The organism is Halobacteria archaeon AArc-dxtr1, from assembly GCA_025517425.1.
Taxonomy (GTDB): domain Archaea; phylum Halobacteriota; class Halobacteria; order Halobacteriales; family Natrialbaceae; genus Halostagnicola.
Window position 1 is genome coordinate 23,372 of the sequence record JAOPJY010000004.1, and the last position, 12,944, is coordinate 36,315.

Consider the following 12,944-nt stretch of genomic DNA (forward strand, 5'->3'; position numbering starts at 1 on the left):
AGTATGATCGTCAGCGGATCCGCCTCTCAGACGCTTGCTGCCGCGCTCTCGCGAACCCTCGAGGAACCGCTCGCTCCTGTCACCTACGACCGGTTTCCGGACGGCGAGACCGTCGCCGCGGTCCCGGGGTTCGACGCCGAGCGTGCGGTGATCGTCGCCTCGACCGTCTCGAACGACGCCCACGTCGAACTGCTTCAGCTTCAGGACGCCGTCCGCGAGGCCGGCGCCTCGGAGGTCGTCACTGTCCTCCCGTACATGGGCTATGCCCGCCAGGACGCCGCCTTCGAGGCCGGCCAGCCGATCTCCGCGCGGGCGGTCGCCCGCGCCGTCTCGACCGGAGCGGACCGCGTCCTCACCGTCACTCCTCACGAGGAGGCTGTCTGTGACTTCTTCGACCCGCCTGCCACCGCGGTAAACGCGGCCGGTCGTCTGGCAGAACCCCTGCCCGATGACCTCGAAGACCCGGTTTTCCTCTCGCCCGACGCGGGGGCGATCGACCTCGCTGAGACCGTCCGCGACGCCTACGGTGCGGGCGAGACAGACTATTTCGAGAAGGTTCGTCGTTCGGCCTCCGATGTCGAGATCACCCCCAGCGACGTCGACGTGACGGGTCGAGACGTGGTCGTCGCCGACGACATCATCGCGACGGGATCGACGATGAGCGAGGCCATCGCCGTCCTCACCGACCGCGATGTCGGCCGGGTGTTCGTCACCTGCGTCCACCCCTTACTCGCGCGAAACGCCGTCACGAAGCTCTCTCGAGCCGGCGTGGTGGCGATTTACGGGACCGATACCATCGAGCGTCCAGTCAGCGCTGTCTCGGTCGCGCCCGCGCTCGAACCACACCTGTAAGCGCTGGTTCAAAGCGCGACTTTACCTTGCCCACATCCCTTTGTCGATGGCCACCATCGACTGCGGTATGAACCGGCGGAGCCTCCTTGCCTCCGGAATTGGCGGACTCTCACTCGCCACCGCGGGCTGTCTCGACGCCCTCGAATCCGACGAGTTCGAGCCGACGCGCGAGGCTGCCTGTTCGCACGTTCCCGACGATGCTGAGCCGGTCTCACACACCTTGCAGACTCGCTCCGCCGACCCCGGCCAGCACGTCCTCGAGGAAGCCGACGAGCCGTTCGCGATGATTCGGGACGCAGACCATCTCGAAGCCCGGTTCACCGACGAACAGATCGAGACGCTCGAGGGAGTGAGTGCGATCTTCGAGCAGACTGACTTTGCGGAGTCCGTCGTCCTCCTCTGGGAGTACGACATCCCGAACCAGTCTCGAGAGGTCGAGTTTCTCGACGTTGTCTGGAATGGGCCACAGGAGGTTACTGCCTACGGCTGCAGACACCAGGTGAGCGAACTCGGCCCGGAAGCACACACGTCCCACACGTGTGTGGTTAGGATCGACGCACCCGAACTCACGACCGCGAATCTCACCATCCACTCGAAGTCGGCGGGCTCCGATCTGCAGGAAACGACGTATACCGACACCATCGACGAATAGTGTTCACTCAGTCCGACGCTTCTGCGGCCGCCACCGGCTCGATCGCGATCTCCATCTCGATCCCCTCAACCTCCCACTCCTTGCGGTGGCCGTCTTCGACCGTGCCGAGTTCGTCGGCGCGGACCTCCTCGCGGATGAGATCCTCGCGTTCGGCGACGAGGTCGGCGACGCGGTCGTCGGCGATCTCGAGGTCGAGTTCGATGCGGGCTTCGACGTCTAAATCGAGTTCCTTGCGCATCTCCTGGACCCGGCGGATGACCTCGCGGGCGTAGCCCTCGCTCTCGATGTCGTCGGTCAGCGAGGCATCGACGTAGGCGACGCCGCGGTCGTCGCCGTCGACGCCGAAGGCGGTCCCTGCGACGCCCTCTGGCGTCTCGGTGACGAATGAAACCATCTCCTCGGTGATTTCCTCGCCGTCCTCGAGGACGCCCTCGACGGCGGCCTCGATCGCGTCCAGGCCCGGCTCCTCGATTCGCGCCTCGTTCAACGCGGTCATGACTTCGCCGGCGCGGCCGCCGAAGGCGGGGCCGAGCTCGCTCATATCGGCCTCGGCGCTGTAGGCGAGTTCGCCCCAGCGCTCGTCGGGGGAGACCAGCTGGATCTCCCGGGCGTTCAACCGGTCTGCCAGAAGCGACTCGTGGCGGGAGACGGCCTCGACGACGCGCTCGTCGCTGGCGGCGACGACGACCCGCGGGACGGGCCAGCGGAGCTTCCGCCCGGCCTGTTGGCGGGCGTTGGCGCCAGCCTCCTCGATCGCTCGGAGGAGCGTGACGTCGGTCTCTAGGACCTCGTCCTCCCAGTACTCGTCGACGGCGGGCCAGTCTTCCATGTGGACCGTCGGATGGGCGCTCTCGCCGGTCAGGGTGCCGTAGATCTCTTCTGAGATGAACGGGGCGTAGGGAGCCAGCAGGACGACGACCTCGCGCAGCACCCGGTAGATCGTCGCGTACGCCGCGTTCTTCGAGGCGCTGTCTTCTTCTTCCCACATACGCTCGCGGACCGCCTGAACGTAGTACCGCGAGACGTCCTCGACGACGAACTCGAGGAGGGCGTCGAGTGCACGGTCCTGGCGGAACTGCTCTAATTCCGCAGTCATCTCGGCTTTCGTCGACTGCAACCGGGCGAGCAACCACTCGTCGAGTGCCTCTAGATCGTCGTCTACAGCCTCGAGATCCGTCTCGTCCGGATCGAAGCCGTCCAAGCGCATGTACGGCAGCGGGAAGCGGAAGACGTTCCAGAGCGTGCGGAGGTCGCTCTCCATCGTCCGCATGCCATCCCACGAGAAGCGCATGTCCTCGCCCTGCGGGTTCGCCGAGAGCAGGAACATCCGCATCGCGTCGGCGCCGTGGCGGTCGATCGCCTCGTGGGGCTCGACGACGTTGCCGACCGACTTCGACATCTTTCGGCCGTCCTCGTCCAAGGCGTGGCCGTGCATCAGCACCTGATCGTAGGGGACCTCCCCCATCGCGGCGGTCCCCATCCCGAGCTGGGACCAGAACCAGCCCCGCGTCTGGTCGTGGGCTTCGAGGATGAAGTCGGCGGGCCAGAGCTCGTCGAACCGCGAGTCATCCTCGGGGAAGTCGAGCGTCCCCCACGACGCGACCGAGGAGTCGAGCCAGACGTCGAACACGTCGTCCACGCGGGTGTAGGTCGTGTCGCCCTCGGTGATCGTGAGCTCGTCGACGGTGTCCTTGTGGAGGTCCACCGCGGCGGGATCGACGTCTTGGTCGACCCGATCGGCCAGCTCCTCGCGGGTCGAGATGACGATCATGTCTTCGTCGTCATCTCGGTCTTCGGGCGTCCAGACGGGCAGCGGAATCCCCCAGTAACGCTGCCGGGAGACGTTCCAGTCGGGCGCCTCCTCGACGAAGTCCCGGAAGCGGTTGTCACGGGCCCACTCGGGGTACCACTGACTGTCCTCGATGTTGTCGAGCAGCTCGTCTTTGACGTCCGTGATCGTGATGAACCACTGGTCGGTGACGATCTGGATGATACCCGTATCACAGCGCCAGCAGTGCCCATAGCTGTGGTGGACCGTCTCCTCGGTCAGCAAGGCACCGTTCTCTGCGAGGTCGTTCGTAATCTCGGGGTCGGCGTCCTTGACGAACTGGTCCGCATATTTGCCGGCCTCGTCGGTGTAGACGCCGTCGCCGCCGACAGGACAGAAGACCGGAAGGCCGAGCTCGGTTCCCCGGTTGAAGTCCTCTTCACCGTGGCCGGGCGCGGAGTGGACGAGTCCGGTGCCGTCGCCGTGGGTGTCGACGTAGTCGGCGGCGTAGACCTCGTGGACGCCCTCGCCGCTGACGCCGTCGGGCACTTCTTCGGCGAGGGGGTGGTCGTAGGACCAGCCGACCAGCTCCTCGCCGGTCAGTTCTACTTCGACCTCGTAGTCGTCGTACCGGCCCGCCTTCAGGACGTCCTCGTGTTTGGCCTCGGCGAGATAGAGGAGTTCCTCCTCCCCGTCCTTTTCGGCGCGAACGCCGACGTACTCGCCCTCCTCGTCGACCGCGACGAAGGTGTTTGCCGGGATCGTCCACGGCGTCGTCGTCCAGATGACGACCGAGCCCTCCCGATCCGAGAGCTCGAATTTGACGTAGATCGAGGGGTCCTCGACGTCCTCGTACTCGACCTCGTTGTTCGCGATCGCGGTCTCACATCGGGGACACTGACTGATCGACCGGTGGCCCTTCTCGACTAAGCCGCGCTCTGCGGCCTTCGAGAAGCCCCACCAGGCGGCCTCCATGTACTCCGGACTGACGGTTCGATACGGGTTTTCCCAGTCCATCCAGACGCCGAATGACTGGAAGTCAGACTGCAGCCCCTCGAGTTGCTCGTCGGCGTAGTCTTTGCACTCCTGGATGAAGTTCTCCTCGCCGAACGCCTCGATGTCTTTCTTGTTCTCGAAGCCCAGTTTCTCCTCGACTTTCGTCTCGATCGGCAGCCCGTGCATGTCGTAGCCCGGCCGATCGGTAACGTCGTACCCCTGCATGCGCAGAAAGCGGATATAGACGTCTTTGAGGGACTTGTTCCAGGTGGTTCCCATGTGCGCCGACCCCGAAGTGTACGGCGGCCCGTCGACGAAGAAGTACGACTCGCCGTCCGCCCGGTGCTCGACCGTCCGCTCGTAGGCGTCGACCTCGTCCCAGTAGTCGAAGACGCGCTGTTCGAGCGCCTCGGGATCGTACTGGTCGTCGACCTCGCCGAACCTGCTCATGTCCGACGTAATTGCCCCGGACGGTAAAGAGGAATCGATATCGAGGGTCGTTCGGCGTACGGGCTCCGGGCATTTCCGTTGAACGCCACTTCTTTGCTCTGCGGCCAGAAAGCGCCTGGCACGATGCTTACGGCACGCGACGCAGTCGGCGTTCTCTTCGACCTGGCGGTATTGAAACTCCTCCTCGTGGTGCTTCTCGGCCGGTGGATGATCGCCACATCGGCTCCCATCGCGGCCGGCGTCGACAGCGCGGGGCTCCTCCCAGCCCTCTCGTCGGCCCTCGCCTCGGCTACCGTCCTGGTCGGCTACGTTCTCTACTATGGGGCCGCCCTCGCATTGCTGGTCAAACTCGTCTACGAGGCGACCGCGCTGGCCGACTCGCGCTAACGCGAGTGGACCGTTCGAAGAACCTTCTGGTAGCCCATGGCGTAGACGCCAGCGTAGAGCATGATGGCGCCCATCGCGGCGAGCCAGAGGGCGACTGCCCCCTCACCAGTGGCGAAGTACTGGACGCTCGCGTACTCCACAATGAGTCCGCCTGCTGTAAGCAGGGCAGCGAGGATCGTGTACAGAAGCAGCGAGACCGATTCAACGAGTATCTCCGGGGCCATTGTCGACCGTAACGAACCCGACGATCCTAAACGTGTTGTCCCTCGGTGAACGACATCGCGATCGATCCGACCGAGCTATCTTGATCGAGCGCCGAACGTGCTTGTGACCGGGCCGACTGACGATTCCGGAGCCGATGCCCACGACCCACGGTTTCCAGACTCGCGTCACATCCTCGACCGCGACTGCGAGCGCTGTCCTACACTCGCCGAGGGCCGAAACTGTATCTCCTGGGGAACCGGCCCACTCGACGCCACCGTCTTCGTGATCGGCGAGGCGCCCGGCGCCGGCACCCCTGAGGCCGACCGCTGGCGCGGGGGCAACTGGACCGGGAAGGCCTACACCTCGCGACACTCGGGTCGGCGCATTCGCCGGATGATCGAGACGATCGGCTACGGCGACGACGCCTACTACACCAACGCCGTCAAGTGCTTCCCGCCGGATCCTGACGATCCCTCCAGTAACCGAGAGCCGACCGACGAGGAGCGCACGAACTGTCGAACCCACCTGCTCGACGAGATCGAGACGGTCTCTCCAACCGTCGTCCTCGCCACCGGCAAGCACGCGACGGCGTCCGTTCTCGCCGCCGAAGGACGATCGCTCGACGGCTTCCTCGAAACCGTCCTCGAGCCCGTCCGCTGCGAGCGACTCGACGCCTGGTTCGTGCCCATTTTGCACCCGTCTTACCAGGACGTCTGGATCGGTCGCCTCGGTTACGAGCCCGAGGAGTACCTCGCGGCGATCGGCGAGACGATCGCCGACTGCCTGGCGACGCCACTCGAGAACTGATTTGCGATGTCAACTGGCGTTGATCACTACCATCTCACCGTCATGATCACTGCCATCTATCCGTCACCTCGAACGCGCTCCAGTGCGTGCGCCGCGTCGAGGACGGTCGCGTCGTCGAAGCGCGACCCGACGAGCGAGAGACCGACGGGGAGCCCGTCGACCGTTCCGGCGGGTACGCTCACCGCCGGATGGCCGGTCCGGTTGAATCCCTTCGTGTTGGCGACGACGAGCTCCTCGGCCAGCCGGTCGTACTCGTCTCGCTCGGGATCGCGTTCGGGTGCGGTCCCCAGTGTGGTCGGCATGGCGAGGACGTCCACGGTCTCGAGGGCCTCGTCGTAGCGCTCGGCGAGTTCAACGGTGAGATTCATCCCGTCGGCGTAGTACCGCGAGTGGTACTCCCGGTTCGTGTAGGCGCCGACGAGCAAGGAGAGCTTGAGCGCAGCCGGGAAGTCGTCGGCCTGCGCTCGCCGGAACTTGCCGAACGACTCCACCCAGGACGTGTTGTACCACGCCTTCCACCCGTGGCCCAGCCCCTCGCCCGTTACTGCGTCGAGCAGCCCCTCTGCGGCACAGACCGAGTGGATATCCGCTGCGTCGCGGTGGATCGGCACCGAAATTTCTGTCACGGATGCCCCGGCGTCGGCGAGCTCGTCGATCGCGCCCCTGACCACGTTGAGGACGGCCTCGTCGGCCGCCGGCCGGTCGAACCCCTCCTCGAGCACGCCGATTCGAAGGTCGGTCGGGTCTCCCTCTAGACTCGCCTCGTACTGTTCTGTCGGCACGTCAGCGGGACTCCGGAGGTCGCGTTCGTTGCTGCCGGCAACGGCCGAGAGGAGCCGCGCGACGGTCTCGACGTCGGGCCCCATCGGCCCCGGATGGTCGATCGCGTGTTCGAGGCCGATACAGCCTGTGTAGGGGACGAGCCCGTACGTCGGTTTGTGGCCGACGATTCCACAGAACGAAGCCGGAATGCGCACGCTCCCGCCCTGATCGGTGCCGATGGCTGCGTCGACGTCACCGGTCGCAACGGCAACCGCGCTGCCACCGCTCGAGCCACCGGCCAGGTGATCCCGATTTCGCGGATTCAGGATCGCTCCGAACGCGCTGTGTCCGGTCGTCGTCATCGCCATATCGTCCATGTTCGTCTTGCCGACGACGTCGGCACCTGCAGCGAGTAGCCGTGTGACGATCGTCGCGTCCACGTCGGGGACGTAGCCCTCGACCACGCGCGAACCGCAGGTCATCTCCACGCCGGCGACGCAGACGTTGTCCTTGATCGCGACGTCCAGTCCGGTGAGCTCCCCCTCGTCGGCGCCGCTCACGTGACACCGGGTGACCCACGCGTTGTGCGGATCGTCGTCGGTCGGTGCTCGCCGTCCCGAACTCCGTTCCCGAACCTCGCGGCCGCCGAGACGAGGCTCGAGATCGTACGAGCGGACCGTCTCGAACTCGTCGACGCGGTCTTCGGCTAACTCTTCGAAGAGCGTGAGCTCCTCGTCGGTGAGATCGAGGTACAGTTGCTCGCCGAGTTCGCGAAGGGCCATCTCGGTCGGCGGACGGATGGGCATGCACACTCACACACCGCGTCACGCCAAAGGAGTGTGTATCGCGAGTCGTGACTGTCACGCCGTCGTTGGGAGTCGTGGCTGTCCCGCCATCGCCGACATGGCCACGACCCGCAGGCGGTGCCACGATGACGTCGACGGAAAAACGCTGCTACTCAAAACCGGCTGGCACCTGCAGCCCCGCTCACTTCCCCGCCTTAGCTCGAACGTCAGTCGTGTCTTCGAGCATGAATCGCGATCACCCGTCACGGTCTGACGAAACGGGTAACTCTGAATCGACCGCGATGCAAAAGAGCATCGAGGTCGAGTACTGGGTGATCGACCAAGACGGCGAACTCACGTCCCCAGGCCCGCTCGTCGATCACTCCGACCAGGTCGAAGAGGAGTTCGTCGAACCCCTCTTCGAGCTGAAGACGCCACCCTGCGAGACGATCCACGGTCTGCGAACGACGTTCGTCGACCAGCTCGACGACGTACTCTCTCGCGCGGACGAGCTCGGGAAGAAACTCGTTCCCTTCGGGACGCCGATCAACTGCGAGTCGATCGATCGGCTGCCGGGCGAGCGGGGTCGGATCCAGAAAGCGGTCGTCGGATCGAACTTCGACTTCTCGAAGTACTGTGCGGGAACCCACGTCCACTTCGAGCAGCGAAACGTCGTCGACCAGTTGAACGCGCTGATCGCGCTCGATCCGGCGCTCGCTCTCTGTAACTCGTCGCCGTACCTGCAGGGCGAGTGGGTCGCCGACGGCGCCCGCGCGTACTGCTATCGGAAACGCGGCTACGCGGAGTTCCCGAAACACGGCCAGCTCTGGCACTACGTCGACACCGTCGCCCAGTGGCACCGCCGCCTCGAGCGCCGGTACGAGGAGTTCGAAGCGGCAGCCGCGGAGGCAGGCGTCGATGACGACGCATTTGCCGACCACTTCTCGCCAGACGACGTCGTCTGGACGCCGGTCCGGCTCCGAACGGAGATGCCGACCGTGGAGTGGCGCGCACCCGACGCCACCCTTCCGAGTCAGCTGCTCCGACTCGTCTCGGCGCTCGACGACGTGATGGAGGCGGTCCACCACACCAACGTTCGGATCGCGGGTGGAGAGTCGGCTCACAGCGCGGCTGACGGCGGAAGCGAGTTCGTCTCCACCCGGACGCCACATACGGCACCCGGGACGAGCTCTCCGGACCGAATCGATTCGGGAGCGGCGGGTATCTCCCCCGAGGCAATCACTCTGCCCGCCTTCGAGCCCCTGTGCGAGCTCGTCGAGGCGGCCATGCACGACGGAATGCACTCCGATCCCGTCGTCGACTATCTCGAGCGAATGGGGTTCCCGACCGCAGAGTTCCATCCACTCTCCTCACAGATCGACGGTCGGCAGTTCGTCACGAAAGCCGACGCCTGCGACCTGCGACTCGAGTACGCCGACCGACTCGAGGAGGACGTGGCGACGCTGGCCGGACGTTCCCACAGCTAATCCGAGACGCGGCGTTCGACGGCGTTTTGCGGTAAGTTTCTTACACCACGCCGACACACTGTGGTGTATGAGCACGATCTTCAGCCAGATCGTCGATGGAGAGATTCCCGCCCGCGTCGTCTACGAGGACGAGACGACCCTCGCCTTTCTCGACGCAAACCCCCTCGCACCGGGACACACCCTCGTCATCCCGAAAGCCGAGTACGAACGACTGAACGACGTCCCCGAGGACGAGGCCGCGGATCTCTACGCGACGATCCACCAGCTAGTCCCCGCCGTCGAGCAGGCAGTCGACGCCGATGCGACCACCGTCGCGTTCAACAACGGTGAGGCCGCCGGGCAGGAGGTTCCCCACGTTCACTGCCACATCGTCCCCCGGTTCGCCGGCGACGGCGGCGGCCCGATCCACGCCATCGCGGGCGAGACGCCCGAGTTAGCCGACGAGGAACTCGACGCCATCGCAGACGAGATCGGCGAGCGGATCTGACGCCAATCCCCAGCGTCAGCCCCACCTGCCGCCACCGTTTTGTCGATCGAACGTGAGCCCCACCTATGAATCCGATATCCAGGGATCTCGCTCTCGCCCGGGAGAATCCGGCCGCCGCCGCCCTCAATTTCGCGACTGCCGGCTGCTGCCTCCTGCTCTTTGCGGGAACGATCGCCCTTCTCGCGACCGGTCTCCCGACCGGAACCGGTCAGCCGTGGCTCGCCGTCATCGCCCTCGGCGCGCTTGTCGCCCTCCTGTGGACGGTGCTCGTTCCCCTCTATCAGCGGTGGCGGTGAGCGCCATGAGTGGTCGATTTGGCGGCGCTAGAAGAGCAATCCTGTGAGAACGTCTCCGTAGAGCAACGCCACCACCAGTCCGAGAAACACCGGAACCAGAAACGGCGTTCCCGGCGAGATCCACACTTCCTCCTTCTCGCTCACGAGTACCTCGAGTCCCTCCCGGAGCGTCGCGGGGGTCGTCCCGTATGCCGACCCCTCGATATCGTCGAGAAACGCCGCCGCGCCCCAGGCGTCTTCGGTGGCGTTCGCCTCGTCGAGTCCGACTCCTGCCATGGCCGGCTCGTCGAGCTGGCCGCCGTCGGTTTCGGGGGTCGCACCGACGGCACCGTCTGTGGGCAGGTTCGGCTCCTCGGGGAGCGACGCCGGATCGCGGTAGCGATCCGGGCTCTCTCGAAGCTCAGCCAGCGTGAGGCCGCGCCACCGGAGATACATCCGGAGGGCGTCGAGGTCGAGTCCGCCGAGCGAGTGTCCCGCCCGCGTCTCGAGGAGCGTTCCGTGGGTTTCCGGGAGTCGCTCCCAGCTGACGGGCCAGCCCAGAAACATCGCCGGTGTGAGTCGTCCACGAACGCCGTTCCACGCGGCTAGTGCGATCGGAATCGCGATCCCGACCAGCACGGCATTCGTGAGGATGGTAAACGAAAACGCCTCGATGACTCCCGGAGCCAGCGGTAGCTCCACCCCGCCGACGGCGTACCGCGGCGCCGTCGGAAACAGCAACGCGAGCGTCAGCAGCGCCCGGGCGTCGGCGCCGCCGAAGCCGCCGATCCACCAGAAGAGATACGCAAGCGGCACGACGAACCCGAAACTCACCGCTGCCGGGAGCAGGAACTCCTCGGTCCAGGCGGCGCCGCCGGCGTTCCAGCCGAGCCAGCCGTCCCAGACGAGCAAGACGGCTCCGAGGATGCCGAGCGGAATCCAGACGCTCCGCGAGACCCGACGCGTTCTGATATCGCGAAGCGCCACCCAGGCGAAGACCGGAACCGCGACCAGTCGGAGCAGATCCGGTCCCGCCTCCACTGCGGTCGAAAGCGTCACGCTGCCCTCGTTTCTGCCCCACCGGCGTTACGTTTTCGCCTCGTCGGAGTGCAGCTTCCGTTCGTCACTACACGCCGCCTTTACCGACGAAGGCGATCACACTCCTCGATCACGTATGCCCGTCCTGGCCCTCACTGCCAGACGCCCTCGATCCGGTCGAGAAGCGCAACGACGACGACGTGGGGGAGCGTCAACACCGCAATAGCCACCAGATAGACGCCGAGCGCGTCGCCGACGTCAGCCGGTGACTCGGGCACTGCGAGCGCGACCAACCCAATAACGATCAGCCCACCGAGAGTCAACGGTGTTGCGTCACGTGCGAACTGTCCCCACGCCCGCCGGTAGCTCCCGTCTGCGAGTGCTTGACTGGCGTTCGGATCGACCAACATCGTCCGAAGAACGTGGCGCAGCGAGTGCCAGAAACAAAAATAGAGTCCGATGGCGAGAATCGGCGGAACGAGTGCAAAGTAGCCTGCGAGGCCAACTGTCTCGATAGCATCGATCCGCCAGCCGTCCCGGCTCTTTCCTGCCCGAACGAATCCGAGCCCGAGCGTGAGCGCGGTGAGCACTCCCAAACTGGCTCCGACGATCAGTCGCCCGGTCGTCGTGAACGCCGGTTCCAGCGCCCCAGCGCTCCCCGGATCGAACAGTGATACGATGCTGGTCGCCACGAGGGCGTACTGCTCAGGAAAGGCGACGAGCGGAATGAGCATCGGAAATGCGCCACGGACCACGAGGGTGAGGACTCGAACGGACTGGTGTTCTGTGTGACTCGCTGCAAACAGCGACCGAAGCGTGTAGACGTCACCCTGGCCCCAGTGGACGGCGGTGAGCAGGATGAATCCCGCAAACGCTACCACTGGCGTGACGACCCAGACGACAGCGTAGCTGCCGCCAACGATCAGGTACAGCAGCCCCACGCCGAGCATGGAGCGAACCGTCACTGCCTCGCCACTGGCTCGCGGAAGTACGAGATGATCGACGGCTCCGTGTGGCAGACCGAGGACGAGGAGACTCATCGCGAACGGAAGAATCTGCACCCACAACGGAAGCGATGCAACGGCTGTGATCGCCGTTAGGCCGAGTCCTAGCAGAACAGTTACGATCGCGCCGCCAGTCGCGACTCGACGCGCTTCTCGCCGCGCGGTGGCGCTCGACTGTGGTGTCTGGGTTGGGTACCGGCCGAACTCACGGCCCATTCGAACTCACCGACCGGTGGACGACCGTCGTCAGCCTCGGGACGTCGTGAGCGCGATCGAGCAGCCACAGGTACAGCATGATTCCCTGGACGAGGAAGACGTTCGTCACGACGAAAAACAGGGCCTCCTCGATCGGGAGTCCGAACAGCGTTATGCCGACGGTGTGGCTCTCTGAGATGACCCAGACGCCGAGTTCGATCGCCGTCCAGTCGACGACCCAGAGGTACAGTGTCGGAACCGCGATGGCGACCGCGACGGTCCGCCGAATCTGCCAGAGGTAGGTCCAGCCAAAGCCCCACTGGATCGCGAGGATTGGGCCCGCCCAGAGCAACAGCCACCCGAGGTAGTACGTCGCCGTCCCCTGGGTCAGATACCAGCCGACGGCGCCGATAGCCAATCCGGCCAGGACCCCCGCAATACGGTGACTACGCGGGATCCACAGCGACCGGTCGGCGATTTTGGGCACCTGAAACAGCCAGAACGCCGTCAGGATCGGCTGCAGGATGAAGAACATGTACTCCTCGATCGGCGTGTACCAGAGCCGTCCCATGACCGCACCTTCGCCATACCACCAGACTCCGGCGGGGATCAGGTGGTTTGTCCACGGGGTCGTGTAGACGACGGCGAGTACGATCATGATGGCGAGACCTGAAAGCGGCTTTGGCCCCCACCAGGCGCTCTCGCGGTGGTAGGCGAGCCAGCCGAGGACGAGGATCGGGGGCAGGATGAAGACGAGGTGTACCTGCAGGTATGTGAGTGGAACAGTCATGGCTA

At 65.3% G+C, this 12,944-nt stretch carries 13 protein-coding genes; 7 read left to right on the forward strand and 6 right to left on the reverse strand.

The genetic code is table 11. From position 1 onward, the window contains the following. The first annotated feature begins 3 nt into the window (after nucleotides 1–3). Both prs and OB905_13395 read left to right on the forward strand, forming a co-directional pair. Nucleotides 4–852: a ribose-phosphate diphosphokinase gene (prs, locus tag OB905_13390; protein MCU4926963.1), complete on the forward strand. Its 849-nt coding sequence runs from the start codon at nucleotides 4–6 to the stop codon at nucleotides 850–852. Between the two features lie 67 nt (nucleotides 853–919). After that, nucleotides 920–1,504, forward strand: coding sequence for a hypothetical protein (locus OB905_13395; GenBank protein MCU4926964.1), 585 nt, complete (start codon nucleotides 920–922; stop codon nucleotides 1,502–1,504). A 7-nt stretch (nucleotides 1,505–1,511) separates the two neighbouring features. Here OB905_13395 and ileS read toward each other — a convergent pair whose 3' ends face one another. Continuing rightward, on the reverse strand, nucleotides 1,512–4,718 hold the full coding sequence (gene ileS, locus OB905_13400; protein MCU4926965.1) for an isoleucine--tRNA ligase: 3,207 nt from the start codon (nucleotides 4,716–4,718) through the stop codon (nucleotides 1,512–1,514). 123 nt (nucleotides 4,719–4,841) lie between these two features. Here ileS and OB905_13405 point away from each other — a divergent pair, with 123 nt between their 5' ends. Then, on the forward strand, nucleotides 4,842–5,105 hold the full coding sequence (locus OB905_13405; GenBank protein ID MCU4926966.1) for a hypothetical protein: 264 nt from the start codon (nucleotides 4,842–4,844) through the stop codon (nucleotides 5,103–5,105). On the opposite strand, the gene OB905_13410 is transcribed toward OB905_13405, so the two are convergent. Next, nucleotides 5,102–5,329 carry a hypothetical protein gene (locus OB905_13410; protein ID MCU4926967.1) on the reverse strand — a complete coding sequence of 76 codons (228 nt, stop codon included), beginning with the start codon at nucleotides 5,327–5,329 and terminating at the stop codon, nucleotides 5,102–5,104. The two genes, OB905_13405 and OB905_13410, sit on opposite strands and share 4 nt — an antisense overlap. A gap of 103 nt (nucleotides 5,330–5,432) precedes the next feature. Here OB905_13410 and OB905_13415 point away from each other — a divergent pair, with 103 nt between their 5' ends. Continuing rightward, nucleotides 5,433–6,116, forward strand: a complete 684-nt coding sequence (locus tag OB905_13415) for a uracil-DNA glycosylase (protein MCU4926968.1) — start codon at nucleotides 5,433–5,435, stop codon at nucleotides 6,114–6,116. 56 nt (nucleotides 6,117–6,172) lie between these two features. Here the strand turns inward: OB905_13415 and OB905_13420 are convergent, their stop codons facing one another. Continuing rightward, nucleotides 6,173–7,684, reverse strand: a complete 1,512-nt coding sequence (locus OB905_13420) for an amidase (GenBank protein ID MCU4926969.1) — start codon at nucleotides 7,682–7,684, stop codon at nucleotides 6,173–6,175. Between the two features lie 281 nt (nucleotides 7,685–7,965). Between OB905_13420 and OB905_13425 the strand changes: the two genes are divergently transcribed. The 3 genes from OB905_13425 (at nucleotide 7,966) to OB905_13435 (ending at nucleotide 9,933) form a co-directional block, all read left to right on the forward strand. After that, nucleotides 7,966–9,150, forward strand: a complete 1,185-nt coding sequence (locus OB905_13425; GenBank protein MCU4926970.1) for a glutamate-cysteine ligase family protein — start codon at nucleotides 7,966–7,968, stop codon at nucleotides 9,148–9,150. Between the two features lie 67 nt (nucleotides 9,151–9,217). After that, nucleotides 9,218–9,637, forward strand: a complete 420-nt coding sequence (locus tag OB905_13430; protein ID MCU4926971.1) for an HIT family protein — start codon at nucleotides 9,218–9,220, stop codon at nucleotides 9,635–9,637. 65 nt (nucleotides 9,638–9,702) lie between these two features. Beyond that, the gene (locus tag OB905_13435) at nucleotides 9,703–9,933 is read left to right on the forward strand and encodes a hypothetical protein (GenBank protein MCU4926972.1); all 231 of its coding nucleotides are present in this window, start codon (nucleotides 9,703–9,705) and stop codon (nucleotides 9,931–9,933) included. A gap of 27 nt (nucleotides 9,934–9,960) precedes the next feature. Here OB905_13435 and OB905_13440 read toward each other — a convergent pair whose 3' ends face one another. The 3 genes from OB905_13440 to OB905_13450 all read right to left on the reverse strand — a co-directional run bounded on the left by OB905_13440 (nucleotide 9,961) and on the right by OB905_13450 (nucleotide 12,939). Next, a complete protein-coding gene (locus OB905_13440; protein ID MCU4926973.1) occupies nucleotides 9,961–10,971 on the reverse strand; it encodes a peptidase A24 in 1,011 nt (336 codons plus the stop codon). A gap of 131 nt (nucleotides 10,972–11,102) precedes the next feature. Further along, nucleotides 11,103–12,170 carry a Brp/Blh family beta-carotene 15,15'-dioxygenase gene (locus OB905_13445; GenBank protein MCU4926974.1) on the reverse strand — a complete coding sequence of 356 codons (1,068 nt, stop codon included), beginning with the start codon at nucleotides 12,168–12,170 and terminating at the stop codon, nucleotides 11,103–11,105. Then, nucleotides 12,160–12,939 carry a lycopene cyclase domain-containing protein gene (locus OB905_13450; GenBank protein ID MCU4926975.1) on the reverse strand — a complete coding sequence of 260 codons (780 nt, stop codon included), beginning with the start codon at nucleotides 12,937–12,939 and terminating at the stop codon, nucleotides 12,160–12,162. The genes OB905_13445 and OB905_13450 overlap by 11 nt, the downstream gene beginning before the upstream one ends. Nucleotides 12,940–12,944: the final 5 nt, after the last annotated feature.

Bases quoted from the DNA above. Each gene is read 5' to 3' on its own strand.
- OB905_13425 (MCU4926970.1), top strand. From the start codon at position 7,966: ATGCAAAAGAGCATCGAGGTCGAGTACTGGGTGATCGACCAAGACGGC.
- OB905_13430 (MCU4926971.1), top strand. From the start codon at position 9,218: ATGAGCACGATCTTCAGCCAGATCGTCGATGGAGAGATTCCCGCCCGC.
- OB905_13405 (MCU4926966.1), top strand. From the start codon at position 4,842: ATGCTTACGGCACGCGACGCAGTCGGCGTTCTCTTCGACCTGGCGGTA.
- prs (MCU4926963.1), top strand. From the start codon at position 4: ATGATCGTCAGCGGATCCGCCTCTCAGACGCTTGCTGCCGCGCTCTCG.
- OB905_13445 (MCU4926974.1), bottom strand. From the start codon at position 12,170: ATGGGCCGTGAGTTCGGCCGGTACCCAACCCAGACACCACAGTCGAGC.
- OB905_13450 (MCU4926975.1), bottom strand. From the start codon at position 12,939: ATGACTGTTCCACTCACATACCTGCAGGTACACCTCGTCTTCATCCTG.
- OB905_13420 (MCU4926969.1), bottom strand. From the start codon at position 7,684: ATGCCCATCCGTCCGCCGACCGAGATGGCCCTTCGCGAACTCGGCGAG.
- OB905_13410 (MCU4926967.1), bottom strand. From the start codon at position 5,329: ATGGCCCCGGAGATACTCGTTGAATCGGTCTCGCTGCTTCTGTACACG.
- OB905_13435 (MCU4926972.1), top strand. From the start codon at position 9,703: ATGAATCCGATATCCAGGGATCTCGCTCTCGCCCGGGAGAATCCGGCC.
- ileS (MCU4926965.1), bottom strand. From the start codon at position 4,718: ATGAGCAGGTTCGGCGAGGTCGACGACCAGTACGATCCCGAGGCGCTC.
- OB905_13395 (MCU4926964.1), top strand. From the start codon at position 920: ATGAACCGGCGGAGCCTCCTTGCCTCCGGAATTGGCGGACTCTCACTC.